Here is a 25,420-nt window from a genome sequence, read left to right as displayed (position 1 = left end):
AGTCAAAGGGGATATCGCTGTGCGTGTCTGATGGTCGCCAAGCGAACCCGTGTGGTCCTCCCATGGGCTCGAACTGGAGTCCACCTAACTTGAGGGCGAACCAGGAAACACCTGTTCAGACCAGCCCGATTAACGAATATGACAAACGATCATGAACAAGCGAATCAAGATGCGAAGCCTGCACCGAAGGAGCAGCCTCCGAAACCGCCGCCGACAGACAAATCCTGGCTCAAGACCGAGAACATCCGTGAGAAGAACACTCGGCCTCAGGAGCGTCGCGGTGGCTGAGCAGGGCAGAACCTATGCGGCGTTCATCGAGACGGAACTGAAAACCGAACGTGAGCGACCTACAACCTACGATGCGCGCGGCCAGGCGCTAGTTACGACGTCAAGCGCACTGTTCACGCTCTTCGCCGGCGTGGCTGCGCTGGTCAAGTCGCCTACGACTGCGCATTTGCCCTCGGTGGTGCTACTGATGGGCACCGCCACGTTGATGTTGTTCGTTGGGGCCGCAGTTTGCGGTGCCATCGCGGGTTGGAATCGGGGATACGCGGTGGCAGAAGCGGACACCCTCGACGACATGCTGTCAGCAGACCACTGGATCGATGATGAAGAGGATGCCCGCAACTGTGTGTCTACCCTCGCCGTGGAGACGCTGCGGACTCTTCGGGCATCAACCAGGTTCAAAGCCCAATGCGTCGCAATCGGGCTGTGGGTTCAAGTCGTCGCGTTGGTTACGCTTGGAGCAACGGTGTTCGTAACGATCACGCACGGTTAGCTAGGTCAAATCGTCACGTCTAGGACGAAGGGGCCGCTTTTCGGGAAAGAAGGCGTTCGGCCATGTGCCAGGGCGTTTCCCAGCCCGCTGCCGGTCCAAGGTGTCTAGTTCATCGAACTGGCGCAGCAAGGCGATGCCGTCCAGCGCGGTCTGACGGTGTTCGTCAAGGATGTCCTTGAATCCCACACGCGCTGCGCCGTTGCGAAGGATCTTCGCCGTCTGATGCATTGCACTGTTGCGGGTCTTTGCCCAGCCCTGAATCTCGCCGATTACAGCACGGAACTGCGGATCAACCTCGATCGGCGGGTTTACCACCTTGGGCGGGCCATGGAGCAGCACCTTGCAGAGTTGGCCTACTGCGGGGCGAACGCTGGGTTCTGTCCGCCGGACGTAGCTGTAGCGGCTGGCGAGCCGATCCCCAAGCAAGGAGTCCAGAACGGCGATCGCTTCAAGGTAGTGACCGGTGTCTATGCATTGCACGGCCCAGTCGTAGGCTGCGGTGTATCGGTCTAGTCGCAGGTGGCCTAGCTCGTGTCCCCGCGCCTTCTCCCGCGTTTGATCGACCACTTCTCCCCTAATTCTATTGTGGCAGTTGATCATCGAGATGGTACTAGGACGGGCGCTGTGAAGCTGACCCGGGAAGCTCCTGCTGGTCGGGAGATATCGGCAGATGGGCTGATGGTTCGCTGCCAAGCCTGTCGGGGTTGCCACCAGCTGGAGGTTCACGAAGTCGCATCCCCCGCCCCCCGCTGCGCGTGAAATTGGCGTCTGTGCCTGAGGGTGCGTGCAGAACTGCCACAGAGGGGTGGCCCCCCTGGTCTGAAGTCCGAAAATCCTTGCACTGTAGTCGAACTCACAGCAGGATGGCGAGTGTGCACAAGCCGGAGGACTGGAGTGGGATCCGAGACGAAGAAGCCCGCATCTGGGAAGGTATCAAGCCATTCGTAGACGGCTTGCGGGTAAATGCCCGCGCCTGGGCTGCCGTGATGAGCAGACTCGCAGAGGAACGGAGGTCGTCCTACCCCGGCAATACGAGCGAGCAACTAGTTCAGCTTGACCTCTGCGCTCTATGGCTACGCGACGTGCAGCCAGAATGGAGGCGTTCGATTTGCGGATTGACGCCGACATATCCGCCCGACCTCGGGCAACATTCGGTGCACAGCCTCCTATCCTACGAGGATTGGGATATAGAGGAGATAGATGTCCGCGAGCTTGAAATGCGCTTCGATGAGCTCCTGAAATTTTTGGACGAATTTGTTGGGAATCGGCCGTTGTTTCATTCGCGGGGTGAATACTATCCCGACTCGGCACCTCGATATGCGCGGTTGCGTGACGGGATATCATTTAAGCATTTCTCCGACGACCTTCTGCGCTCGATAAACCTGGGTGAGGCGGTTAAGGACATCCTTCGCCTCAAGGTATCACCAGGTAGTCGTACTCGCGGCAATCCGCTAGGGCGAATCGACAACGCCGAAGATCGGGCATTCGTGGAGCATTTTATCGAGCATTGGATTGAGCCTGCTGTGCAGTTGCTTCGAGGAATGCAAATTTCCGAGTATTCACCGGATTTTAAGCGAAATCCACCAGATGATTTCCGCCGCACGGTACAGGGATGGATGGCGTACAAGAATCCTTTCACCGTTAAGCCCGTAGAACTTGCCGAGACGTTTATCGGTTTCGGGATCGATTATCTTAGAGAGGTGCAGAAGAATATGCCTGACTATTTGGAATCATCGGGAGTGAATCCAACTTCGCAGTACTCGATCAATATTCACGGCAGTACAATAAATGGCCCTGTAGCTATGAAGTTGGATGCGATCAACTCGACCATCGCGGGCGTATTGAACCAGGGTTCCGCAGACCTCGGAAAGGCGTTGGAAACGCTCAAGGAGGCTATCCTCACCGACACGACAGATGATCCGGAGCTGCGGCAAGACTTGCTCGACAACCTTGAAACTGTCGCTGGTGCAACACAATCACCGCTGGCATCCCGGGATCGGGCTGGCCTCAAAGCCATCTTCAAAGTATTCAGGACTGCCGCGCTGTCCGGACCTGAGGTCGCCAAGGCAATGGAAGCCTGGGGGCACGTGCTAGCGGGTCTGACTGCCTGAAACCTGGGCTTTGGAGGAGGGTAGTAGCAGAATCTTGCGCCGGTGGTCTTCCGGTCAGCCCCGGACTATGCCCCGATCTGGCAGGTTGTAGATCCGTTGCGGCCTCATCGCCACGCCGAGACGCCGCCAGATCGGCAGACGGCCGAATTTCTGTGCGGTCGTAGCCTCCGGCCGCGGAGGGGGCGTGGTGTACCGCACAAACAACGGCGATGCGATGACCAAACGCAGCTCGCGTTCTGGTGCATGTTCGGGGTCGTGATATGGCAGGTCGAGAACCCTAGCAAGGCCAGTCATCATGCCGCAGCCCGACTCTCCGCCGTCCATCAACATGTCCCACACGGCTTCGTAGACCGGGTGAAATCCGCCGTAATCTCGCCTGAACGTCAGCGGGACGGCTTCCTCGTTCCCGGCGTTGTGCTCGCTCCACCACTGCCAGATCTTGTCGGTACCCGATCCTGAGCGGTTCCCGTTCTCGACCGGTACCGATGAAATGCGGTGATGTGACGATCCGAGCATCAATAGCTGTCAGCCGTCAAGTAATTCCCCCAGGTGAGGGGTAGTTCCGTCACGGAATTCCCCCACTGTCCGTCACTCAATTCCTCCACCGGCCGTCACGTAATTCCCCCACCTGGCGGTGTGTCGCCGGTCGGCGTGTCTCGCACACATGTTCGCTTGTCCTCGACGGTTGTTCCGGCGAGGAGAGCGAGAAAGAGATGGCGAGGAGGAGTTTCTCGATGTTCGATCTTGTCGAGCTCTACACCCACTGGCAGGCCGGTCGCGGACAACGCGAACTGGCGGCATCGCTGGGGATCGACCGGAAAACGATCCGGAAGTACGTCGCGCCAGCGGTTGCCGCTGGCATAACACCGGGCGCGAGCCCACCCCTTTCTGCTGAGCAGTGGGCCGAGCGAGTCGCGGAATGGTTTCCCGCACTGCATGATCCGGGCGCGCGGGCAGTGACATGGTCGTTGATCGACCCGCACGCTGAGCGGATCAAGTCCTGGCTGGGTCACCGTGTCACGGTCGCCACGATCGCGCAACGCTTACGCGACGACCACGGGGTGGACGTATCGGAATCATCTGTACGCCGTTGGATAGCAACACATTTCGCTGACGAGGCCGCCCGGGCCAAAGTGACGGTGATGCGCCCGCCGGTGCCACCGGGCAGCGAAGCCCAGATCGATTACGGCCGGCTCGGGTCGTGGTTCGATCCGACCTCGGGGCGGCGGGTGACGGTGCAGGCGTTCGTGATGGTGCTCTCGTGCTCGCGGATGCCGTTCCTGCAACCGGTGCTGTCGATGGATCAAACATCGTGGTGCGCTTCCCATGTCGCGGCATTCGAGTTCTTCGGCGGAGTCCCCGCCCGGCTCGTGATCGACAACCTACGCACCGGCGTCGACAAACCCGATCTCTACGACCCGAAACTCAACCGCACCTACGCCGAACTCGCCGTCCACTACCAGACGTTGATCGACCCGGCTCGGGTCCGCAAACCGAAGGATAAACCACGCGTCGAACGTCAAATGCAGTACATTCGCGATTCCTTCTGGCGTGGAAGGGAATTCAGCACCCTGGCCCAGATGCAAGGTGAAGCCATCCGGTGGTGCTGCGACGTCGCGGGGTTGCGGAATTCGCGGGCGCTCGACGGTGGGCAACCGTTGCCGGTGTTCGAAGCGACAGAACGCGACGCGCTGATGCCATTGCCGGCGGCGCCGTTCGTGTTGTCGGTGTGGTCGACCGGGAAAGTCGGGCTCGACACCCACATCAAGATCGGGAAAGCGTTGTATTCGGTGCCGTGGCGGCTGATCGGGCAAACCCTGCACGCCCGCACCAGCGGTGACATCGTGCAGATCTTCCGCGACCAGCACGTCGTCGCGACCCATGTCCGCCGCCTGGCGGGGCGGGCGACGAATATGGAGCACTATCCGCCCGAGACCATCGCGTTCCACCTGCAAGGCCCGACCTGGTGCCGCAAGATCGCCATCGATGTCGGCCCGGCTTGCGAGCTGGTGATCGGTGATCTGTTGTCACCCAACGCGATCCACCATCTACGCGCCGCGCAAGGCATCCTTCGGCTACGCGAGAAATACGGTCTCGACCGCCTCGAAGCGGCCTGCTCACGCGCGATCGAGGTCGGCGACCCGTCCTACCGCACCGTCAAAGGCATCCTCGCGGTCGGCACCGAGACCGAAGACCCATTCGGCGGCACCGCTACCAGCGATATCGCCGAGGTCCCGGCGTTCCTGCGCGGTCCCGACCAGTTCGCCAATAACTGACCCGCCCGCCACCCGGCCAACAATTCTTTCCTAATTCTTCACTCCAGCAAGGAAATACACACTCATGTCCATCAGCGACCCCGCCCTGCGCGATGTTCTACGCGCGCTGAAACTCACCGGCATGCTCGACACTCTCGACGCCCGCCTGGCCCAAACCCGCGACGGGAAACTCGGGCACCTCGAGTTCCTGCAGGTCCTCTGCGAAGACGAGATCGCCCGCCGCGAAACCAATGCCCTGACAAGGAGGATCCGGCGAGCGAAGTTCGAAGAACAAGCCACTTTCGAGGACTTCGACTTCGCCGCGAACCCGAAACTCCCCTCGGCGATGATCCGCGACCTGGCCGCGCTGCGCTGGCTCGATTCCGGGGAATCGGTCATCCTCTACGGCCCGGTCGGAGTCGGGAAAACCCATGTCGCACAAGCACTGGGCCATGCCGTCGCCCGCCGCGGCGGTGACGTCCGCTTCGCGAAGACCAGTCGCGTTCTGGCTGATCTGGCCGGTGGTCACGCGGATCGGTCCTGGGGCAAAAGGATTCGTGAATACACTCGCCCGCACGTGTTGATCCTCGACGACTTCGCGATGCGCGAGCACACCGCCCTGCACGCCGATGACCTCTACGAGTTGATCAGCGAACGCGCGCTCAGCGCCAAGCCGCTGATCTTGACCAGCAACCGCGCTCCGAAGGACTGGTATGCCCTGTTCCCGAACCCGGTCGTCGCCGAAAGCCTGCTCGACAGACTGATCAACACCAGCCATCAGGTCTTGATGGACGGACCCTCGTTCCGGCCCCGCAAACGGCCAGGCCGACCCGCCAGCTGACCACCTCGAAGCGGCTCGCTACGCTCGCAGCGAGGCACGTCTACTGGAGGAATTCCGTGACGGCAGCCTGGGGGAATTGCCTGACGGTCGACAAATAGCCGACAGGCTGGTGGCTCGTCTGGCATGTCGATGAAGTACAGCGCCTCCGGCTCGCGCTCGCGAGGCCCAGCGTCGGCGAAGGCTGCGCCAAACGCCATCTGCCGCGAGAACTTGAACCACGCACCACGTTTCAGGCTGTCGGCGGATTCTCCGTCCAGATCGACGACGTCGCCGTTGCGAAACAGCTCAGCCTCAAGCCGCTTGACGACGGCAGCGTTGATCTGCACGGCATATTCTCTGGGCTGCACGCTCGCGGACGCCTTGAGTACCCCAACGCTGCCTTCGAGGGTCGCCTTTTCGAACTTGAGCCCACGAGCGAGCTTCCCGTTCGAGGCAAGCAGACCCTGAGCCTTGGTCTGGGAGAAGTAGATCAGCTCGTCGTTCATAGTCCCCCGTCGTGACGATCCAACCGGTCCTCGGCTGGATACCTGACTGTGATTGTCCCTGAGAACCGTTGTACCGCAATGGAATGGCCGTCGCCGTAGGGTCGGCCGAACCGAGTCCGCCGCGAGCGGCTGGAAGTGTCTCAATAACGATCGGTTGTTGAGACTGAGACGCGAGATGAGCTCAGCGTCAGCCACTCTGGGCAAACATGATCAGCAACTGTCTTGAAACCGCGTCTCAAAACCTCTAGTCTCAAAATCGGCAAAGCGACGGGATTATGAGACGGGAAGCGGTTCAGTGGTGATCATCGGGTACGCACGAGTCAGCAGCAACGACCAAGACCCTCAGCTGCAACTTGACGCGTTGAAGGTTGCTGGCGCGGAGCGCATCTACACCGACCATGGCGTGTCTGGCGCGAAGACTGAACGGCCGGAACTGGATCGGTGCCTGGATCACCTTCGTGAGGGCGATGTGCTGGCAGTGTGGAAGCTGGACCGATTGGGCCGCAACACGGTTCACGTCCTCCAACTGATCGAGCACCTGACTGAGCGCGGGATTGGCTTCCACAGTCTCACCGAAGGACTGCACACGGACGGGCCGATGGGTAAAGCGATGCTCACGATCATGGCTGCTTTCGCGCAGTTGGAACGAGACACGATGATCGAACGAACTCGTGCTGGACTGGCAGCAGCAGCGGCGAACGGCCGCAAGGGTGGCCGTCCTCGCAAGGTGGGTGACGCGGACGCAGAGAAGGCGAAAGAGCTGAAGGCGAAGGGAATCAACGCACCGGACATCGCGAAGATGCTCGGGTGTTCCCGAGCGACCGTCTACCGCTATTTGTCCGGACAATGATCGACCGCACCAAGAAGGCAAGGCCCTGGCGCACAGACCGAGGCCTTTTCTGTTCCGGAGGTACTAGCGCGCCGCCAGCGAAGATCGGGTGCGCTGGAGAGCTGTCATGCCTTCATCGGCGAGGTCTAGCATCCCTGCCTTGGTGGTTGCTCGGATCGCTCGCTGAATTTGATGTGGTAGCCGATGGCGTTCCGCAGACCTGATTGCTTCAGCGAAAGCGTCCGCGGCACCCTCGGCGTCCCGGTTGGCTACGAGAACTTCGCCGGTGGTTACTCGTTCGATGATGTACCACTGCGGAGCGGCAGGACTACCCGCCTGGCGATAGACCAGTTGGCATGCTTCCGCCACTCGTCCGGTGCCCATGAGGCCGCGTAGTTCGATCTCTCGCAAGGTGAACGGCTGGAACAGTAGACCGCTGCATGCGTTCTGGTCGAGCAGGTCACGGTAAGCGCTGAGCGCAAGATCGAATCGTTCCGTGTCTCCGAGTTCGCCTGCGGCTCGGCACATAAAGGCGAGAGATCCTCCCTGGTCGGCTGGATCGCTCGACAGCCGTAGGGAGTGGTCGAGTCGCGCGACTGCTGCGCCGGGATGCCCGGCCTTGCGCAATTCATTGCCGTGCATCCGAAGCGTATGGGCGTAGAAGTGTGAATCTTCGAGGTAAGCAGCGATTTTCACCGCTTGCCCAGTCCATCTAGCAGCTGAGGACAACCGCTCTTCGGGCAGGACGGTACCGAGCGAAACTCCGAGCGCTACGCGGGCTTGTGCCAGCAGGACCAGGCTGTCACGTTCCATGTGCTCTTCCGATGCTCGCGCTTCAAGCCGAGCGACCAGCGGCCACAACTCGTTGACGGCTTCCACTGCACGTCCGGCCTGTCTGGCGATTTCGGCGAGACGAACTGTGCTGTCACCGAATTGGAGCATTGCGCGATACTCGGCATCGTCAACGTCGGTCACGCCGAGCACATGCGCGGGTAGGGCCAGACGGGCAGCTATGTGCCTGCGGGTGCCTACATCACTGATCACCCGGCGTCCGGTCTCGAGCATCGACACGTACGACTTGTCGTAGCCGAGCAGGTCAGCCAGCGCTACCTGACTGGCACCGTTGATGCGCCGATAGGCGCGCAGGATTGTCGGCAGGTCCCTGGTCGCGATAGCGGTGGCAGCCTCCGGAGTGGCCCACAGCCAGACAGCAGAGGCGATCGGGGTAGCTCGGACAACAGACCGACCAACATTGCTGTTGGTGGCGCAGGTGGGGCACACAGGGTTTTCCGCGTAACGACTGATCGTTACCCCGCACGCCTGACACCTGCTGTCGGCCACCGCATATCTCCTAGACGTTCTCTGCCGCCCTCAGCTGCGCGAACCATGTCATGATCGAGCGCTTGTAACCATCGGGCATGTTCAGCCCGGCAATCTCATCCTCAGCGAACAGCCCAACCTCTTTGTGCTCGTGGGACAGCACAGGTTCGGCATCGGTGTCCGGATAGCAGCCATAGGTCACGATGAAGACGTTCTTCTCGACTTCGTTGATGTAGTACATCCAGCTGTCGAGAATCGGACCGGTCGTCACAGGCCACTGCGTCTCTTCGGTGATCTCCCGGGCTACGCACTCTTCCGGCGTTTCGTCGGGTTCGATCCTGCCGCCCGGCAGTTCCCACTCTTCGCGCTCGTTCTTCAGCAGCAGCACCTGCCCGTCACGAACGACTACGCCCTTGATCGAGATCGAGTACATCTTCGGCACGTATCCGGAGGTCATGCCCGCGACGCTAGCACCGCGCCGGCTGAGCATCCGGCCGCTTGACGTTGACAGTTTGTCAGTGGACACAGCAAATGTGCGGGGCGCACGGTTTGAGCCATGTTCGTTGACTTACAGCAGGATTGGGCAGCAGGGGTGGCGGCCGGGCTCGCTGCTGACGGGCTCGCCAGATTCGACAGAATCCGCACACGGGCGCAACTGGTCACGTTGGGGGCGTCTCTCGGGCAGATCGTCCCGCACCGCGACAGCGAGGGCGACGGGGTAACCACGCTGGAACACCGAGCGGGCCTCGCGCATCGGCTCGGGTTCGAAGGCTTCGGCACCGGTGCCCTACCGCCACACACCGACCGATCCGGAGTGCCGGAACCACCCGCGCTGCTACTCGTCGTCTGTGGGCGCAAGAGCACAACCGGGGGTGAATGCATCGCCATCGACGGACGCACTGTGTACGCCGATCTTGCCATGAACGAACCCGAAGCCGTGCAGGCTCTCACTCGACCTCGAACGGCCTTGTTCGGTGGTGCTTCTGGTCATCTGGGCTCGGTTTTCGAGCAGGCTCAAGGTGGTCGGATACGGGTCCGCTATCGGCGTGACAACCTGGCGAAGTACTCGCCGGAGATCACCCGATGGCTGCCGGTCCTCGATGCCGCTATCGACCGTCACACGGTTCGGTTCACCTTGGAGCCGGGGCAGGGCTACGTGCTGCACAACCACCGGTGGATGCACGGGCGGGCGGCCTTCACGGGCGAACGAGTCATGTACCGATTGAGCTTGAACCCTCACCCGGAGTTCGCCATACCGTCCGGGTTCGTGGTTCCTGACGTTCTGGGAGTGGCGTCGTGAACGTGGACTACGCCACCGTGCGGGTTGCCATCCGATTCGAGAACGGTTCCGACGATCCGAACGACTATCCGTACTACGACCACTGCGGGTTCGATCCCGGCCCGCTCACTATCGAACAGGCACACCGGCTTTCACAGATCCACCTGCACAGCGAATCAGTTCGGTGCAGGCAGAAGGAAGCTGCATTGGTGGCGCTCGAATCCGAGGGCAGGTTGCATCGTCCGCCACGTACGGGGGTGAGGCGGTGCAGTACTTGGTGAAGGTCCATTGCTGCGGCGCTCATTGGATCGCTCATGTGCCAGCAATCGACTGCTGGACCTTGATTCGAGATAAGCGCCAGATCGGGTCTACCACCCGCCTGATGATCGCGAATGTCACGGGGACGGCCACCGACTCGGTTGGGGTGGACCTGTCCGAAGGTCGGGCTGTGGCGGACGCTGAGGAGTTCGGCAATGCTGCGGTCGGCGCGGTGCGTTGGGTGCCGGGCGAAGGTGAGCAATCGGTGTCAGCCGCCCTGCGAAGTGCGTGCAGCCCAAGGGGGTGGTGCCAGCCGAGTTAGCCCTTTCGGATACCAGGAGACCCCCGGTCCTTGCTCGGGTGCCGGGGGTCTTCGGTCGCAACAAATCCGCAACAGACCGCGCGGAATGCGCTTGTATGTTCGAGAACCGGTGTGAACCTGAACGGGGTCCTACCTTGCTGTTTGCAATAAATCGCCTGGTGATGCTAGCGCCACAACAAGGGTTCAAATCCCTCCGCCACCGCCACGGCCCCTCACCTGTTAACCGGGTGAGGGGCTATTTTCTTCTCCGCACTAGGTGGATTCGGACTTGGCCATGTCGATCGGTGTGGGACTGGGCCTCTCGACCGGTGGCGCGGGCTGCAGCCGGCACCACGGTAATTTGTAGCACTCTGTACACCACGTAGCAGTTTTGGGTAGCCTTGTGGGTATGAAGACGATCCAGCAACGCGACCTCCGCAACGACAGCGGCAAAGTCCTCGCCGCGGTCGAAGCCGGTGAGAGCTTCACCATCACCCGTAATGGCAAACCTGTCGCCGAACTCAAGCCTCTGACACGGCGAACCTTCGTGCCCATCGCCGAACTCGCCCGCACCAGCGCCCACCTGCCGCGTATCGACTACAACGAGTGGCGTGCCGACATGGATGCGATGATCGACCAGGAGATCCCTGACGGTGAGTGAATCCACCGTCCCCCGGCACATACTGCTCGACACATCGGTCCTCATCGATTACGCCGAGGTGAAATCAGCGCTGCCCGAGGAGGCGGAAGCCGCCATCAGTGCGATAAGTCTCGCCGAGCTCGCCGCCGGACTGCACTCCACCAAAGATCCGCTGAAACAGGCCCAACGCCAACTCCAGTTCCAGTGGGTCGCGAAGTCATTCAACCCACTCGCGTTCGACGCCGAGACAGCCAACGTGTATGGGTCGCTGGCTTTCCTTCTCGAGCAGATCGGGCGTAAACCGCGAGGGCGAGTGGCCGACCTCCAGATAGCCGCTACGGCAGTTCAGTACAGCTTGCCGCTGTACACCCGCAACCCGGACGACTTCAAGGGGCTCGGACCGCTGCTGAACATCGTCGCGATGTAGGCGGGTACCCGGCAGCGGACACCCGGTCCGGTGGGCGCAACGGGACCAGATCGGTGCGACCGAACCAATGTGAGTGAATATCGTTGCAGGGTAACAAAGTCGTCCCTACAATCTGCTTGTTCATTTCGCATACGTGGCTTGTTCATTCGCGCGGTCTGGGGGCCCATGGACATCAACGAGTACGCGTCACATCCGTTCGGCGAGCCAGCAGCGCCGTGGACCACATTCGATGACTTCCTGCTTTACACCTGCCACGTTGTTTCTGACGTGCGTCAAGACCGAATACCCAACCGGTCCCCAGTACCTACATCCGCTCGTCTCGAGGTAGGCGAGGTGTCATTGGTCGTAGGCCCCGCAGTCCGCTCGTCTTGGCGCGCAATCGGTGACGGCTCGTACATGCACAGGAACGTGATGGCCTTCGGCAGATCGGGTTTCGTTGTCGGCAGCCTCATCGGATCTGCTGTTGGCAACGCAGCTCGAAGGCGCCGGGCTGCAGCGGACGCACGTCAACGCTGGGTAACCGAAGGATCGGGCGAACTTACGGTCACGCCCTGGCGAGTCCTGTTCGGCGGGCTCGGCGGCCGCCTGCGACTCTGGTGGACGGGACTGGACACCATTGATCTCATCGCACCCCAGATTTTCGAATGCTCGTTCAATAATATCGATAACGGCCGGCATCATGTTTCGAGGCTCCAAACACCTTGGGCATCATTGATTTTCGCGCTTGCCGCACACGCGGCCTTCCCCGCACACCCACGATGGCTTAGTGGCAGCTGGCTACCGCCCGATTTCGAGAACCGTTGCGCGGCAATTGGTCGACCATGTCCGCTTGTCCGCTGAGGTCGGACAGCGGGTGCCCGCAGCTCGACTGTGCCGTCACGAATGCCCTAGCCGCTGCGGGTACGTGCCCGGGTTCTCCCGTTGGGCCGGGCAGGGCCGCGTAACAGATCCGTACCCGGAAATGCCCGGTCAGGCGTTGGCCATGCCAACGCCTGACCGGACGCTCATGATCGTCGGCGTACCCGAAACATGCTGAAATGCAGTGAGTTTGGCTCGATAGGCGATTGGCTTGCGGTTGCGGCGGGGGTCAAATCCCTCCGCCACCGCGAGTGCCTCCATCCGTTCGCACGGCTGGGGGCTATTTATGGGCAGTTCGGGTAGTTATCCCGTTTTGATGCAGGAACTTCCGGTGTCCAGGCCGGTCCCTTCGACGTCGACGGTGGTGAATTTCGTTGACGTGTACTGACCCGGCACGCTTTGGATGGCGGTGATGTTTTGCGGTCCGCTGCGGGTGGGGGTCCAGGTGGTGGTGACGGTGTTGTTGGCGGGGTGGTGGATGGGGTCGCCGGGGAGGCGTTCGCCGTTGCCGGGGATGACGCCGCCGGAGAGCCAGAAGAAGATCGAGCCGGGGTCGTCGGACATGTCGGTCACCGTGGCGGTGATGGTGTAGTGGCAGCCGGTCACGATGCCTTCGGAGCCCGCGGTGACGCTGACACCGGTCATCTCGGCGTTGGCCGGTGGACCGGTGAGCGCGGCGGTGACGGTGACGGCCGCTAGGGCCGCCGCGCTCGCTGCGGCTCGAGAGTGGGACCTGCTCATCGTGCTGACCTCCCTGACTGGAATTCACGATTGCCTCACCGTTGATGCTGACCCAGTCCAGCAGACCGTGCAATCGTTCCGTTACTTCCATACCCATCGGGGTCAGTGAGTATGTGACCTTCGGGGGAGTGGTCGGTCACGCAGCCTGTCCTCCTGGCCTGAGCTTACTTTGAGGTAGGTACTTACCAAAGGTTAGCCCGAGCTCGTATGGTGAGTTCATGGCTCAGATGAAGAAGATTCTGGTGATCGGAGCGACCGGTCACGTTGGCGGACAAGTTGTTTCGCAGCTCGCGGACACCGGGGTCGGGGTGCGCGCGTTGGCGCGTACCCCGGCGACGGCCTCGTTGCCGGCCGGTGTCGAGGTCGTACCAGGCGACCTGACCGCCCCGGAAACGTTGATCCCCGCGCTCGACGGAGTGCACGCGGTGTACCTGACCTGGCCGATGCTGCCGGGCGCCGCCGCGAACTCGGTGATCGAGGTGATCGCCGAGCACACGCACCGCATCGTCCTGCTGTCGTCCGGCGCGGTCCGTGACGACGTGGCCGAGCAGGGCAACCCGATCGGCCGGGCGCACGCGCTCGTCGAACAACCGATCCGCGATTCCGGACTGGAATGGACCTTCTTGCGCCCCTACGGTTTTGCGACCAACACCTTGGAATGGGTACCGCAGATCCGCGCCGGCGATGTCGTGCGCGGGGCATACGGCGCCGCGTCGAGCACCCTGCTGCACGAGGCGGATATCGCCGCGGTCGCGGTGCTCGCGCTGACCACCGACAAGCATGTCGGAGCCCGCTACGAACTGAGCGGGCCGACATCGCTGAGCCGGGCCGAGCAGGTCGCGACCATCGGCGCGGCCATCGGCCGCCCGCTGATCTGGGAGGAGATCACCCCGGCGCAGGCCAAGGCGCAGATGCATTGGGTATCACCGGAGTTCGCCGACTTCATTCTCGACGGCCTGGCCGCGATGGTCGACACACCAGGCCAGCCGACGGCCACGATCCAGGAGGTTACCGGCGCACCCGCACGCGGCTACGCACAGTGGGCAGCCGACCACGCCGCGGACTTCGCCTGACGACGGCCGACCGGGCTCATCGCCGCGCAGCACATCGTCGGCGACGGTGACCCGCACCGAAATCCGGTCGATGACAACGACAACGCCGCTGAAACGCACCGGCTACCTGTGGTTTCGAGCCGGCGAGCAATAGTTCGATCGCAACGGATATTTCGGGCGAACAGGGGTATACGCCGGATAGCAAAGTGCGGGAAGGACGTGGTGGCCCATGCGCCGTCGAACAGTCCGCTCGAGACCGATGAGCGAGAGAAACATGAGAATCGGAAGCATTATCGTCCTGGTCTGGTTGCTGATCGGTGTTGTCGCCGCGGCACAGCGGGATTACTTCGACAGCGGCCCGGTGAACTGCGCCGGGTTCGGCACCATCGCCGTCACCGTGATCGCGGGCCCGCTCAACTACATGGGCGTGAACCCCAAGATCGCGGATTGCAATGTGCCAAAACCGAGTCAGTAGTCGACGAAACCCTTGATCACGGACTGTGCACTGGCACAGTCGATTCGGTGACCTCGCACCCGGCAACGGGTGCGAGGTCCGCCGTCTGTGCGCGGCACGCAGGCGATCTTGTCGCGCTCGGCGCGTCGCGTCCGGCACCACATAATGATGTTGCTCAGTGGACGCCGACGAACGAGGCAGTATGCGACTTGGAAGCCTGATTGTCGTGGTCTGGCTGGTGCTCGGCGTGCTCGCCGCGGGCCAGCGCCATTACTTCGACAGCCGCCCGGTCAATTGCGCCGGATTCGGCACCACCGCGCTCACCGTGATCGCCGGTCCGCTCAACTACGTCGGCGTGAACCCGAAGGTCGACGACTGCAACGTTCCGCAGCCGAGCCAGTAGGATAAACCGTGCTCAGGCGGGTATTCCGAGGTGGGGAGCACGGAAAGGGAGCGATGACATGCGCGACCAGGAGATTCGCGACCGCGGCTTTCGCGGTCGAGCAGTGCGCCATACCGGCACCCGGCTGTTCAGCACGCTGCTGCTCATCTGGTTGGCCATCGGCTTGCTTGCCGCGGGTCAGCGCCACTATTTCGAAACCAGCCCGACGAACTGCGCGGGTTGGGGCACCATCGCCGTCACGGCGATCGCCGGTCCGCTCAACTACATGGGTGTGAACCCGAAGGTCGACGACTGCACGCTGCCGCAGCCGAGCCAATAAAGAACTCGCCCCCACCCGGAATCCGAGTGGGGGCGAATGCTTCGAATCAGCCGACGTCGGCGGGTTGCCTCGCATCGCCCGGCGTCGGCTGGCCGCGCAATGCGAACAGCTTGGCGCCCTCCACATCGATGTCCGGCACGATCTTGTCCAGCCACGCCGGCATCCACCACGCCCACTTGCCCATCAGCGCGAGCAGCGACGGGATCAACACCATGCGCACCAGGAAGGCGTCGAACAGCACGCCCGCCGCCAGCGCGAAACCCATCATCTTCGCGGTGACATCGGTCTCGAGCAGGAACGAGCCGAACACCGAGATCATGATGATCGCCGCCGAGGTGACCACCCTGGCCCCGTGGTGATAGCCGTGGATCATCGCCTCCTTCGGCGATTTACCGTGCACGAACTCCTCGCGCATGCGGGTCACCAGGAACACCTGGTAGTCCATCGCGAGGCCGAACACCAAGCCGATCAACATGATCGGCAGGAAGCTGACGATGGCCCTCGGATCCTTGATCAACCCGAGCTTGCCCTCCTGGAAGATCAGCACCGTCGCGCCGAAGGTGGCCGCCATCGAGAGCAGGAAGCCGAGCGCGCCGGTCAGCGGCACCAGGATGGATCGGAAGACCAGGATCAGCAGAATGAACGCGGCACCAGCCACGATCGCCATGTACGGCACGATCTTGCTGAGCAGCACATGGTCGATATCGGCGTAGATGGCGGTGGTGCCGGTGATGCCATATCTCATCCCGTATTGCGATTCGAGCCGCCCCTCGGCGGCGCGGGCGTCGTTGACCAGGTCCTTGGTCGACTGATCGTTCGGACCCGACTTCGGCACGCCGTTGATGACGGCGCCGAGCCCGTCCTGACTCAGGCGCGCCTCGGTCACGTAGTCCATGTCCGGCGAGGCGGCGAGCTCGTCATGCAGTGCGCTCAATGCCGCTGTGCGCTTCTCTTCCGGGACGCCGGTGAGGTCGACGGCGACCTGGAGGACACCGTTGCTACCCTCGCCGAACCCGGCCGTGCGCAGCTCATAGGCCTTCCGGACGGTGGAGGTCTTCGGCATGCTGTCCTCGCCGGGCAGCCCGAGATTCATATTGGTCGCGGGCAGGGCGAGCAGCCCGAGCACGACAACGCTGAGCACCAGCGCGACGGCGGGCGCCTTGCCGATGGCCTTGGCGAAACGCATGCCGTTGGTGATCGAGGTGTCGTCTTCCGGGTCGTGCTTGGCGATGACCGGCAGCTTCGGCTTGAACAGCGCACCCCCGAACGCACCGAGCAGCGCCGGCATCAGCGTGATCGCGGTGAGCACCGCGAACCCTGCGGCCACCGCCCCGCCAAGACCCATGAAGGTAAGGAATCGAACGCCGACGATGCTGAGTCCGACCAGCGCGATGATGACGGTCAGACCGGCGAACACCACCGCCGAGCCCGCCGTGCCGAGCGCGGTCCCCGCCGCCTCGTCCGGTGAATCCTGTACTGCCAGTTCGTGTTTGTATCGCGAGACGATGAAAAGCGCGTAGTCGATCGACAGCGCGATACCGATCATCGACGCCAGGAACGTGGTGAAGCTCGGGATGGAAAGGAACGAGGTGCCGAGGAAGATCAGCGAGGTAGCCGCGCTGAGCCCGACGATCGCCGTGATGATCGGCACGAACGCCGCGACGATCGCACCGAACGCCACGATCATCACCACCAGCGCGACGGCCATGCCGATCATCTCGGACTGACCGCTCGGCGCCTGCTGCTCCGTCGCGATGGTGCCGCTCAGCTCGACCGTCAAACCCGCGCCGCGGGCCTGGTCGGCCACGTCGTAGGCGGCCTTGCGGCTATCGGCGGTGACGTCGGTGAAATTCTTGATGCCGAACGGCACACTGAAGAACGCGACCGTGTCCCGGTCGGTCTTGTTGAGCACGTTCAGCGGTGCGCCGCTGCACTTCGAGGCGTCCGGCTCGGCGACGAGACAGCCCATCTGCTCGGTGGCCGTCACCGGGTTCGTGATCGGCTTGCTGTGGTCGACGATGCCGAGCTGGTTCAGCTTCTCGATCAGCGCGTCGATGGCCTGCCGGTTGACCGGGTCGGTCAGCTGCTGCCCCGCGGGCGCGCCGACCACGTAGGTCCCGGTGACGGCGTCGAATTTGAACGCCTCCGACATGCCGGGAAAGTGCTGGTCCAGGATCTGCGTCGCCCGCTCCGATGGCAGGTTGGGCATGCTGAAGTCGTCGCTCATCGGCTCCTTCAGCTGCGCTCCCAGACCGGCGAGCACCGCGAAGAGCACGATCCAGATGGGCAGCACCAGCCACTTGTGACGGAAGGCGAACTTGCCCCACCGGTATAGGTACACGGACACAGGGTTCTCCTCGCGGTGATCGAGTCGTGCCGGACCGAGCGACGAAACGCGGCGGGCCGACTGTGCCCCGCCGGGGAACTACCGAGCTGGAGAGGTCGAACTTCTCTGAGTCTGCTGTGGACTGCGCACAAGATCAAGAACCAGCCCCGGAAACGACTCGGCCCCGCACTCGAACATCGAGTACGGGGCCGAGCCAGGCGACGATCAGCTGACGCCGACCGGCACCTTCACCGTTTCCGCCGACTGCTGCCGCAGCTCACGCAGCTTCGCGCCCTCGACATCGATATCGGGCACGATCCGGTCCAGCCACTTGGGCATCCACCAGGCCCACTTGCCCATCAGCACGAGCAGCGACGGGATGAGCACCATCCGCACGATGAACGCGTCGAACAGCACACCGGCTGCCAGCGCGAAGCCGAACGACTTGGCTGTCACGTCGGTCTCCAGCAGGAACGAGCCGAACACCGAGATCATGATGATCGCGGCCGAGGTCACCACGCGGGCACCGTGGTGATAACCGGCGACGACCGCGTCCTTCGGTGACTTGCCGTTGACGAACTCCTCGCGCATCCGGGTCACCAGGAACACCTGGTAATCCATCGCGAGGCCGAACACCAAGCCGATCAACATGATCGGCAGGAAGCTGATCAGCGGATGCGGATCCTCGATCAGTCCGAACTTCCCGTCCTGGAAGATCAGCACGGTCGCACCGAACGTCGCGCCCATGGAGAGCAGGAAGCCGAGCGCCGCGGTCAGCGGCACCAGGATCGACCGGAACACCAGGATCAGCAGCACGAACGCGGCACCGGCGACGATCGCCAGGTACGGCACGATCTTGCCGAGCAGCACGTGGTCGACATCGGCGTAGATCGCGGTGGTTCCGGTGATGCCGTATTCGATCCCGAATTCGGCCTGCAGCTGGCCTTCCGCGTCGCGGGCGTCACTGACCAGGTCCTTGGTGGCCTGGTTGTTCGGACCCGACTTCGGCACGCCGTCGAGCAGCACGCCCTGCTTGTCCTCGCTCCACTTCGGCTCGGTCACATAGTCCATGCCCGGGTAGGCGGAGAGCTTGTCGCGCAGCGCCTTGACCGCGTTGTCCCGGTTCTCCACCGGCACCTTGGACAGATCGGCCGCCACGTTCAGCACGCCGTTGCTGCCCTCGCCGAAGCCCTCGGTGCGCAGCTCGTAGGCCTTGCGGATGGTGGAGGTCTTTGGCTGGCTGTCGTCGCCGGGCAGACCGAGGTTCAGTCCGGCCGCGGGCGCGGCGAGCGCGCCGAGCACAAGGACACTGAGCGCGAGCGCGAGCCAGGGCGCCTTGCCGATCAACCGGCCGAAGCGCATGCCGTTGGTGACCGAGTGCTCGTCCTCCGGATCGTGCTTGGCGACGACCGGCAGCTTCGGCTTGAACAGCGACCGCCCGAACGCGCCGAGCAGCGCCGGCATCAGCGTGATCGCGGTGAGCACCGCGAACCCAGCGGCGATCGCACCGCCGAGACCCATGAAGGTCATGAACTGCACGCCGACGATGCTGAGCCCGCCGAGCGCGATGATCACCGTCAGACCGGCGAACACCACAGCGGACCCGGCCGTGCCGAGCGCGGTACCGGCCGCCTCCTCCGGCGAATCCTGTACTGCCAGTTCGTGTTTGTATCGCGAGACGATGAAAAGCGCGTAGTCGATCGACAGCGCGATACCGATCATCGATGCGAGGAATGTGGTGAAGCTCGGTACCTCGATCACCGAGGTGCCCAAACTGATCAGCGAGATGGCCGCGCCGAGCCCGACGATCGCGGTGACGATCGGCACGAAGGCGGCCACGATCGCGCCGAACGCCACGATCATCACGATCAACGCGACACCCATGCCGATCATCTCGGACTTACCGCTCGGCGCCTGCTGCTTCATCGCGATCGAGCCGCTCATCTCGACGGTGAGCCCGGCATTGCGCGCGTCGGAGGCAACGGCGTAGGCCGCGTCGCGCTCCTTGTCGGTGACGTCGGTGAACTTCTTGATGGTGAACGGCACGTTCAGCACGGCCACCGAGTCGGGCACGGTCTTGCTGAGCACGTTCAGCGGCGCGCCACTGCACTTGCCTGGATCAGGGTTGGCCAGACAGCCCATCTTGTCGGCTGCCTCGACCGGGTTCATGATCGGCTTGCTGTGGTCGACGATGTCGAGCGCGCCGAGCTTGGCGATGAACGCGTCGAGGGCCGTGCGGTTCACCGGGTCGGTGAGCTTCTGTCCCGCCGGCGCGCCGACCACGTAGGTGCCGGTGACGGCGTCGAACTTGAACGCGGCGGAAGCGCCGGGAAAGTGCTTGTCGAGAATGTCATTGGCGCGCGCGGACGGCAGGTCCGGCATGCTGAAGTCGTTGGTCATCGGCTTGCTGAGCTGGCTGCCGAGCCCGAACAGGATCAGGAACAGGACAAGCCACGCGGGGACCACTATCCATTTTCTTCGGAAAGCGAACTTTCCCCATCTATAGAGATAAACGGACACGAAGGATCTCCTAGCGATACTTGGGGTGTGCTGATTCGGGCCGGTGACAGCACTCGCGGGGTGCCCTGCTCGTCCCCGCCTCCACGTGACGCTTTCTGCCTACCGTGCGGTAGGTAGACTATGTGAGGCCTAAGCGGAGGTGCAACCTCTATTTTGCCGACGCCGTCAGCTCGGCGCAGGAATGGTGAGAGGATCATCCGATGACCGCGCGTTCTACCCCCGGCAGCGTCGCCGCAGGTCGAGGCACGAAATCCGCGATCCGCGACGCCGCGGTGAAACTATTCGGCGACAAGGGATTCGAGCAGACGAGCCTGCGCGAGGTCGCGGATGCGGTGGGAATCACAAAGGCATCGCTCTACTATCACTACGCCTCGAAGCTCGATCTGCTGCACGCGATCATCGATCCGATCATCGATCACTTGCGTTCGGTGGTCGCCGATCTCGACAAGGCCTCCCGCGACGCCGACGGCATCCGGGACGTATTGCGTAACTATCTCCGCGGTCTGGTGCACCACCGCGATGCGGGCGCGCTGGTGCTGCGCGACACCGTGACCATCATCAACGCCATGGCCGATCGGCATCCCGATCTCGTCGACGACGACAAGACCCTGCGCGAATGGCTGGCCGGACCGGACGCCACCGATGCGGCCATCCTCCGCGCGAGCGCGGTACTGGCGATGCTCGGCGTCGCGCTGATGTCGCGGGAGTTCGCGCCGGGCGCCGACGACGCCCTGGTGGAAACCACGCTGCTCGATGCGGCGACCTGCGTGCTCACCGCGAGCGAGGGCGCGTAGATTGCAGCTACTCGACGGACCAACCGGAAAACGCCAGGAGAAGCTGTGCACATCACCGCGAAGGTCGACTACGCGGTGCGGACGTTGCTCGAGATCACCCGCGCACCGCAGCTGAACTCGGCCCTGCTCGGCCCCGTCGTGCAGGCCGCTCCCGTGGTGAAGGCCGAGGCCATCGCAACGGCCCAGCGAATCCCGCCGAAGGTGCTGGAGACGGTGCTCGGCGACCTGCGCCGCGCCGATCTCGTGATCAGCAGGCGCGGTCCGGACGGTGGCTACTGGCTGGCCCGCCCGGCCACCGAGATCTCCGTCGCCGATGTGATCAGGGCGATCGAAGGTCCGCTCGCCTCGGTACGCGGCGAGCGTCCCGAGGACGTGACCTACCAGGGCGCGGCCGAATCCCTGCAGCGTGTCTGGATCGCCTTGCGCGTGAATATTCGTGCGGTACTGGAGAATGTGTCGATCGACGACGTCGCCAACAATCGGCTACCCGAGTTCGTCGACGCGCTCACCAATGACCCGGGCGCATGGGCGCGTAGAGAGCGCCCGCTGAATTAGGCCCGCTGAATCAGACAAAGCACACCCGCTGAATCAGGTGCCAGGGCCGCTGAATTGGACGGCAGGCGCTGTCGAGCGCCTCGACGGGAGGGTATTTATGCTGGTCAGAAATGTTTGCGACGCACGTCACTGTTCGCCGGTATTCTGCGATTCATCATGCTGATTCGACTTCTGCGCACCTATCTGTACCCCTACCGCGCCCAGCTGGCGGGGGTCGTTGTGCTGCAGTTGATCTCGGTGATCGCGATGTTGTATCTGCCGAGTCTCAACGCCGACCTCATCGACAACGGCGTCACCAAGGGCGATATCGGATATATCTGGAGCACCGGGCTACGCATGCTCGGGGTCACCGGCGTGCAGATCGTCGCCTCGGCCTGCTCGGTGTACCTCGGCGCCCAGGCGGCGATGAGCGCTGGCCGCGATATGCGTGGCGCGCTGCTGCATCGGGTCGGCACCTTCTCCGCGCGCGAGGTCGGCATGTTCGGCGCGCCGTCGCTGATCACCCGCAACACCAACGACATTCAGCAGGTGCAGCTGCTCATCGCCATGTCGGCGACCATCCTGGTGATGGCGCCGATCATGTGCGTCGGCGGCATCATCATGGCGCTGCGCGAGGATCTCAGCCTGTCCTGGCTGCTGCTCATCGCGGTGCCGGTGCTCGGGTTGTCGATGGGTTTCATCATCAGCAGGATGGTGCCCGGCTTCCGGGATATGCAGACCAGGATCGACGAGGTGAACCGGGTACTGCGCGAGCAGATCACCGGTATCAGGGTGGTTCGCGCGTTCGTCCGTGAACGCCAGGAGACCTGGCGCTTCGGCGTCGCCAACTCCGAGCTGACCGATACCGCGTTGCGCGTCGGCAGGCTGATGGCGCTGATGTTCCCGACTGTCATGCTGATCAGCAATCTCACCGCCGTCGCGGTGATCTGGTTCGGCGGGCACGCGGTCGACGCGGGCACCATGCAGATCGGCTCGCTGACCGCGATGCTGTCCTACATCATGCAGATCCTGATGGCCGTGATGATGGCCTCGTTCCTGGCCATGATGGCGCCGCGCGCCGCGGTCTCCGCCGACCGGATCGGGGAGGTGCTGCAGACCGAGTCGTCGGTGGTGCCGCCGCCGCTGCCGCAGCCGTTCAAGGGCGACCCGGCCGATGTCGACTTCCAGTTCGCCGAATTCGCCTTCCCCGGCGCGGAGAAGCCGGTGCTGAAAGCCATTCGGTTCCAGGTGAAACCGGGCACGACCACCGCGATTGTCGGCGCCACCGGTTCGGGCAAGACCACGCTGCTCAACCTCATTCCTCGGCTGATGGACGTCACCGACGGTGCGGTCTACCTGGGCGGCACCGATGTCAGGCATATCGACCTCGAGCTGCTGCGCGCACAGATCGGCCTGATCCCGCAGAAGGCATACCTGTTCTCCGGGACGGTGGCCAGCAACCTGCGCTACGGCAATCCCGACGCCACCGACGAGGAACTGTGGCGCGCGCTGGAGATCGCGCAGGCCGACGACTTCGTCCGAGAGATGGCGCAGGGCTTGGAAACTCCGGTCGCCCAGGGCGGCACCACGGTCTCCGGTGGCCAGCGCCAGCGGATCGCCATCGCGCGGGCACTGGTGAAGCAGCCGCGCGTCTACCTGTTCGACGATTCGTTCTCCGCGCTCGACCAGGCGACCGACGCCAGGCTTCGCGACGCGTTGCGGCCGGTGACCAGGGACAGCGCCGTCATCATTGTGGCGCAACGGATTACCACCATCCGCGACGCGGACCAGATCGTGGTGCTCGAGGACGGCGAGATGGCCGGCGTCGGCAGTCATGAACAGTTGCTGCGCGACTGTAAGGAATACCAAGAGATCGTGTCATCCCAGCTGAGCGCGGAGGAGGTGCGATGAGGCCAGGAATGCCGGGACCCGGTGCGCCGGATACCAAGGCGAAGTCGTTCGGCCCGTCGCTGAAGCGGCTGCTGCGCAGGCTCGCTCCGGAGAAGAAGTTCGTCTGGCTGGTCGTGCTGCTCGCCATCACCTCGGTCGTGCTGAACACGCTCGGCCCGTACATGCTCGGCAAGGCGACCAACCTCGTCTTCGACGGCGTGGTCGGCAAGCAGCTGAAGTTCCCGCCGGGAACCAGCAAGGACCAGGCGGTCGAGTACCTGCGGTCCAAGGGCGACAACACCTTTGCCGACATGCTCAGCGCCATGAACGCCGTCCCCGGCGTCGGCGTCGACTTCAGCGCCGTCGGCCGGGTGCTCTCGGTGGTGCTCGCGCTCTACATCGGTGCCGCGGTGTTCGGTTGGTTACAGGCCTTCCTGCTCAACATGGTGATCAACCGGACGGTCAAGCGGCTGCGTAGCGACATCGAGGACAAGATCCATCGACTTCCGTTGCGCTACTTCGATTCCCAGCCGCGCGGCGACGTGCTCAGCCGGGTCACCAACGACGTCGACAACGTCTCGCAGAGCCTGCAGCAGACGATGAGCCAGCTGATCGTCTCGGTGTTCACGGTGCTCGGCATCCTGATCATGATGTTCTGGATCTCGCCGCTGCTCGCGCTGATCGCCCTGCTCACCGTGCCCGCCGCCATCACCGTCACCGCGCTGATCGCGAAACGCTCCAAGCCGCACTTCGTCGACCAGTGGAAGAACACCGGTCTGGTGAACGCGCAGGTCGAGGAGGCCTACACCGGACACGAGATCGTCACCGCGTTCGGCCGCAATCGCGAGGTCGGCGCGGAGTTCGACAAGCGCAACGAGGAGCTCTACCAGTCGAGCTTCAAGGCGCAGTTCATCTCCGGGCTGATCATGCCAGCGATCATGTTCCTCGGGAACGTGAACTTCGTGCTGGTCGCGCTGGTCGGTGGCCTGCGGGTCGCGACAGGTCAGCTCTCGCTCGGTGAGGTGCAGGCCTTCATCCAGTACTCGCGTCAGTTCAGCCAGCCGCTCACCCAGATCGGCGCGATGGCCAACCTGCTGCAGTCCGGCGTCGCCTCGGCCGAGCGGATCTTCGAGATCCTCGACGCCGAGGAGCAGAGCCCGGACCCGATCATGGCCGACACCAGGCCGGTCGACCGAGGGCAGGTCGAGTTCGAAGGCATCTCGTTCCGCTACGAACCGGAGCAGCCGGTGATCGAACGGCTGTCGCTCATCGCGGAGCCTGGCCACGTGGTCGCCATCGTCGGCCCGACCGGCGCGGGCAAGACCACGCTGGTCAACCTGCTGATGCGGTTCTACGAGCTTGACTCCGGCGCCATCACCATCGACGGTGTCGACATCACCCGGATCACCCGCGACAACCTGCGGTCCCGCATCGGCATGGTGCTGCAGGACACCTGGCTGTTCAAGGGCACCATCCGGGAGAACATCGCGTACGGCAACCCGAACGCCAGCGAGGAAGACATCATCGCCGCCGCGCGGGCCGCCTATGTCGACCGCTTCGTGCACGCGCTGCCCGAGGGTTACGACACGGTCATCGACGAGGAGGGCTCCGGCGTCAGCGCCGGCGAGAAGCAGCTGATCACCATCGCGAGGGCGTTCCTGGCGAAGCCGTCCATCCTGATCCTGGACGAGGCGACCAGCTCGGTGGATACCCGCACCGAACTGCTGGTGCAGCACGCGACCGCGGCCCTGCGCCGCGACCGCACCAGCTTCGTCATCGCACACCGCCTGTCCACCATCCGCGACGCTGACCTGATCGTCGTCATGGAACAGGGCCGCATCGTCGAACACGGCACGCACGAACGCCTGCTCGAGGAGCGCGGCGCCTACTACCGCCTCTACAACGCCCAGTTCGCGGCGGCCTCCGCCGAGGTGTAAACCGCGCACCCGAGAGCCGCTTCGCCGACCACGGCGGGGCGGCTTTCGCCTTGCTGAGAGGATGTTCG

At 63.4% G+C, this 25,420-nt stretch carries 24 protein-coding genes; 16 read left to right on the top strand and 8 right to left on the bottom strand.

Features of this window, described 5'->3' with window-relative positions; all coding sequences use genetic code 11:
- The first annotated feature begins 280 nt into the window (after nt 1–280).
- Nucleotides 281–778, top strand: a complete 498-nt coding sequence (locus OG203_RS23920; RefSeq protein ID WP_405159511.1) for a hypothetical protein — start codon at nt 281–283, stop codon at nt 776–778.
- On the opposite strand, the gene OG203_RS23915 is transcribed toward OG203_RS23920, so the two are convergent.
- Nucleotides 779–1,345, bottom strand: coding sequence for a hypothetical protein (locus OG203_RS23915; protein ID WP_405159510.1), 567 nt, complete (start codon nt 1,343–1,345; stop codon nt 779–781).
- Between the two features lie 305 nt (nt 1,346–1,650).
- Here OG203_RS23915 and OG203_RS23910 point away from each other — a divergent pair, with 305 nt between their 5' ends.
- The gene (locus OG203_RS23910; RefSeq protein WP_405159509.1) at nt 1,651–2,889 is read left to right on the top strand and encodes a hypothetical protein; all 1,239 of its coding nucleotides are present in this window, start codon (nt 1,651–1,653) and stop codon (nt 2,887–2,889) included.
- Between the two features lie 54 nt (nt 2,890–2,943).
- Here the strand turns inward: OG203_RS23910 and OG203_RS23905 are convergent, their stop codons facing one another.
- Complete coding sequence (locus OG203_RS23905; RefSeq protein ID WP_405159508.1) at nt 2,944–3,405, bottom strand: hypothetical protein; 462 nt, start codon at nt 3,403–3,405, stop codon at nt 2,944–2,946.
- 218 nt (nt 3,406–3,623) lie between these two features.
- Here OG203_RS23905 and istA point away from each other — a divergent pair, with 218 nt between their 5' ends.
- On the top strand, nt 3,624–5,165 hold the full coding sequence (istA, locus tag OG203_RS23900; protein WP_405159507.1) for an IS21 family transposase: 1,542 nt from the start codon (nt 3,624–3,626) through the stop codon (nt 5,163–5,165).
- Nucleotides 5,166–5,229: 64 nt separating this feature from the next.
- Nucleotides 5,230–5,985 (top strand): IS21-like element helper ATPase IstB, encoded by a 756-nt coding sequence (gene istB / locus OG203_RS23895; RefSeq protein ID WP_405159506.1) that lies wholly within the window; start codon nt 5,230–5,232, stop codon nt 5,983–5,985.
- Here istB and OG203_RS23890 read toward each other — a convergent pair.
- Entirely contained in the window at nt 5,922–6,470 is a 549-nt protein-coding gene (locus OG203_RS23890; protein ID WP_405159505.1) for a hypothetical protein, read from the bottom strand. The genes istB and OG203_RS23890 overlap by 64 nt on opposite strands.
- Nucleotides 6,471–6,765: 295 nt before the next feature.
- Here OG203_RS23890 and OG203_RS23885 point away from each other — a divergent pair, with 295 nt between their 5' ends.
- The gene (locus OG203_RS23885; protein WP_405159504.1) at nt 6,766–7,320 is read left to right on the top strand and encodes a recombinase family protein; all 555 of its coding nucleotides are present in this window, start codon (nt 6,766–6,768) and stop codon (nt 7,318–7,320) included.
- A 63-nt stretch (nt 7,321–7,383) separates the two neighbouring features.
- Here OG203_RS23885 and OG203_RS23880 read toward each other — a convergent pair whose 3' ends face one another.
- Nucleotides 7,384–8,640, bottom strand: a complete 1,257-nt coding sequence (locus OG203_RS23880; RefSeq protein WP_405159503.1) for a multiprotein-bridging factor 1 family protein — start codon at nt 8,638–8,640, stop codon at nt 7,384–7,386.
- A gap of 10 nt (nt 8,641–8,650) precedes the next feature.
- The gene (locus tag OG203_RS23875; protein WP_405159502.1) at nt 8,651–9,076 is read right to left on the bottom strand and encodes an NUDIX domain-containing protein; all 426 of its coding nucleotides are present in this window, start codon (nt 9,074–9,076) and stop codon (nt 8,651–8,653) included.
- Nucleotides 9,077–9,175: 99 nt separating this feature from the next.
- Here OG203_RS23875 and OG203_RS23870 point away from each other — a divergent pair, with 99 nt between their 5' ends.
- The 3 genes from OG203_RS23870 (at nt 9,176) to OG203_RS23860 (ending at nt 11,524) form a co-directional block, all read left to right on the top strand.
- The gene (locus OG203_RS23870; RefSeq protein ID WP_405159501.1) at nt 9,176–9,919 is read left to right on the top strand and encodes a TauD/TfdA family dioxygenase; all 744 of its coding nucleotides are present in this window, start codon (nt 9,176–9,178) and stop codon (nt 9,917–9,919) included.
- A 947-nt stretch (nt 9,920–10,866) separates the two neighbouring features.
- Nucleotides 10,867–11,118: a type II toxin-antitoxin system Phd/YefM family antitoxin gene (locus tag OG203_RS23865; RefSeq protein ID WP_405159500.1), complete on the top strand. Its 252-nt coding sequence runs from the start codon at nt 10,867–10,869 to the stop codon at nt 11,116–11,118.
- Nucleotides 11,111–11,524 carry a type II toxin-antitoxin system VapC family toxin gene (locus OG203_RS23860; RefSeq protein WP_405159499.1) on the top strand — a complete coding sequence of 138 codons (414 nt, stop codon included), beginning with the start codon at nt 11,111–11,113 and terminating at the stop codon, nt 11,522–11,524. Before OG203_RS23865 ends, OG203_RS23860 begins: the two co-directional genes overlap by 8 nt.
- A 1,161-nt stretch (nt 11,525–12,685) precedes the next feature.
- On the opposite strand, the gene OG203_RS23855 is transcribed toward OG203_RS23860, so the two are convergent.
- Complete coding sequence (locus tag OG203_RS23855) at nt 12,686–13,123, bottom strand: hypothetical protein (protein WP_405159498.1); 438 nt, start codon at nt 13,121–13,123, stop codon at nt 12,686–12,688.
- Nucleotides 13,124–13,341: 218 nt separating this feature from the next.
- Between OG203_RS23855 and OG203_RS23850 the strand changes: the two genes are divergently transcribed.
- The 4 genes from OG203_RS23850 to OG203_RS23835 all read left to right on the top strand — a co-directional run bounded on the left by OG203_RS23850 (nt 13,342) and on the right by OG203_RS23835 (nt 15,351).
- A complete protein-coding gene (locus OG203_RS23850) occupies nt 13,342–14,196 on the top strand; it encodes an SDR family oxidoreductase (protein WP_405159497.1) in 855 nt (284 codons plus the stop codon).
- A 253-nt stretch (nt 14,197–14,449) separates the two neighbouring features.
- A complete protein-coding gene (locus OG203_RS23845) occupies nt 14,450–14,650 on the top strand; it encodes a hypothetical protein (RefSeq protein ID WP_405159496.1) in 201 nt (66 codons plus the stop codon).
- Between the two features lie 181 nt (nt 14,651–14,831).
- Nucleotides 14,832–15,032 carry a hypothetical protein gene (locus tag OG203_RS23840; protein ID WP_405159495.1) on the top strand — a complete coding sequence of 67 codons (201 nt, stop codon included), beginning with the start codon at nt 14,832–14,834 and terminating at the stop codon, nt 15,030–15,032.
- A gap of 124 nt (nt 15,033–15,156) precedes the next feature.
- A complete protein-coding gene (locus tag OG203_RS23835) occupies nt 15,157–15,351 on the top strand; it encodes a hypothetical protein (RefSeq protein ID WP_405167982.1) in 195 nt (64 codons plus the stop codon).
- Between the two features lie 46 nt (nt 15,352–15,397).
- On the opposite strand, the gene OG203_RS23830 is transcribed toward OG203_RS23835, so the two are convergent.
- A complete protein-coding gene (locus OG203_RS23830) occupies nt 15,398–17,698 on the bottom strand; it encodes an MMPL family transporter (protein ID WP_405159494.1) in 2,301 nt (766 codons plus the stop codon).
- 204 nt (nt 17,699–17,902) lie between these two features.
- Nucleotides 17,903–20,197, bottom strand: a complete 2,295-nt coding sequence (locus tag OG203_RS23825) for an MMPL family transporter (RefSeq protein ID WP_405159493.1) — start codon at nt 20,195–20,197, stop codon at nt 17,903–17,905.
- Between the two features lie 200 nt (nt 20,198–20,397).
- Here OG203_RS23825 and OG203_RS23820 point away from each other — a divergent pair, with 200 nt between their 5' ends.
- The 4 genes from OG203_RS23820 (at nt 20,398) to OG203_RS23805 (ending at nt 25,352) form a co-directional block, all read left to right on the top strand.
- A complete protein-coding gene (locus OG203_RS23820) occupies nt 20,398–20,991 on the top strand; it encodes a TetR/AcrR family transcriptional regulator (RefSeq protein ID WP_405159492.1) in 594 nt (197 codons plus the stop codon).
- Between the two features lie 45 nt (nt 20,992–21,036).
- Nucleotides 21,037–21,546 carry an RrF2 family transcriptional regulator gene (locus OG203_RS23815; protein WP_405159491.1) on the top strand — a complete coding sequence of 170 codons (510 nt, stop codon included), beginning with the start codon at nt 21,037–21,039 and terminating at the stop codon, nt 21,544–21,546.
- Nucleotides 21,547–21,702: 156 nt separating this feature from the next.
- A complete protein-coding gene (locus OG203_RS23810) occupies nt 21,703–23,436 on the top strand; it encodes an ABC transporter ATP-binding protein (protein ID WP_405159490.1) in 1,734 nt (577 codons plus the stop codon).
- A complete protein-coding gene (locus OG203_RS23805; protein ID WP_405159489.1) occupies nt 23,433–25,352 on the top strand; it encodes an ABC transporter ATP-binding protein in 1,920 nt (639 codons plus the stop codon). Before OG203_RS23810 ends, OG203_RS23805 begins: the two co-directional genes overlap by 4 nt.
- The last annotated feature ends 68 nt before the right edge of the window (nt 25,353–25,420 follow it).

The sequence above is a fragment of the Nocardia sp. NBC_01499 genome (assembly GCF_045040275.1).
GTDB lineage: Bacteria > Actinomycetota > Actinomycetes > Mycobacteriales > Mycobacteriaceae > Nocardia.
The sequence above is the reverse complement of the archived record's forward strand: the minus strand, read 5'-3'. Positions and strand labels throughout refer to the sequence as shown.

What these genes read in the sequence shown, in the direction of transcription:
- OG203_RS23905 (WP_405159508.1), bottom strand. Translation starts at nt 3,405, where the DNA reads ATGCTCGGATCGTCACATCACCGCATTTCATCGGTACCGGTCGAGAAC.
- istA (WP_405159507.1), top strand. Translation starts at nt 3,624, where the DNA reads ATGTTCGATCTTGTCGAGCTCTACACCCACTGGCAGGCCGGTCGCGGA.
- istB (WP_405159506.1), top strand. Translation starts at nt 5,230, where the DNA reads ATGTCCATCAGCGACCCCGCCCTGCGCGATGTTCTACGCGCGCTGAAA.
- OG203_RS23890 (WP_405159505.1), bottom strand. Translation starts at nt 6,470, where the DNA reads ATGAACGACGAGCTGATCTACTTCTCCCAGACCAAGGCTCAGGGTCTG.
- OG203_RS23875 (WP_405159502.1), bottom strand. Translation starts at nt 9,076, where the DNA reads ATGACCTCCGGATACGTGCCGAAGATGTACTCGATCTCGATCAAGGGC.
- OG203_RS23870 (WP_405159501.1), top strand. Translation starts at nt 9,176, where the DNA reads ATGTTCGTTGACTTACAGCAGGATTGGGCAGCAGGGGTGGCGGCCGGG.
- OG203_RS23865 (WP_405159500.1), top strand. Translation starts at nt 10,867, where the DNA reads ATGAAGACGATCCAGCAACGCGACCTCCGCAACGACAGCGGCAAAGTC.
- OG203_RS23855 (WP_405159498.1), bottom strand. Translation starts at nt 13,123, where the DNA reads ATGAGCAGGTCCCACTCTCGAGCCGCAGCGAGCGCGGCGGCCCTAGCG.
- OG203_RS23850 (WP_405159497.1), top strand. Translation starts at nt 13,342, where the DNA reads ATGGCTCAGATGAAGAAGATTCTGGTGATCGGAGCGACCGGTCACGTT.
- OG203_RS23845 (WP_405159496.1), top strand. Translation starts at nt 14,450, where the DNA reads ATGAGAATCGGAAGCATTATCGTCCTGGTCTGGTTGCTGATCGGTGTT.
- OG203_RS23840 (WP_405159495.1), top strand. Translation starts at nt 14,832, where the DNA reads ATGCGACTTGGAAGCCTGATTGTCGTGGTCTGGCTGGTGCTCGGCGTG.
- OG203_RS23820 (WP_405159492.1), top strand. Translation starts at nt 20,398, where the DNA reads ATGACCGCGCGTTCTACCCCCGGCAGCGTCGCCGCAGGTCGAGGCACG.
- OG203_RS23810 (WP_405159490.1), top strand. Translation starts at nt 21,703, where the DNA reads ATGCTGATTCGACTTCTGCGCACCTATCTGTACCCCTACCGCGCCCAG.
- OG203_RS23805 (WP_405159489.1), top strand. Translation starts at nt 23,433, where the DNA reads ATGAGGCCAGGAATGCCGGGACCCGGTGCGCCGGATACCAAGGCGAAG.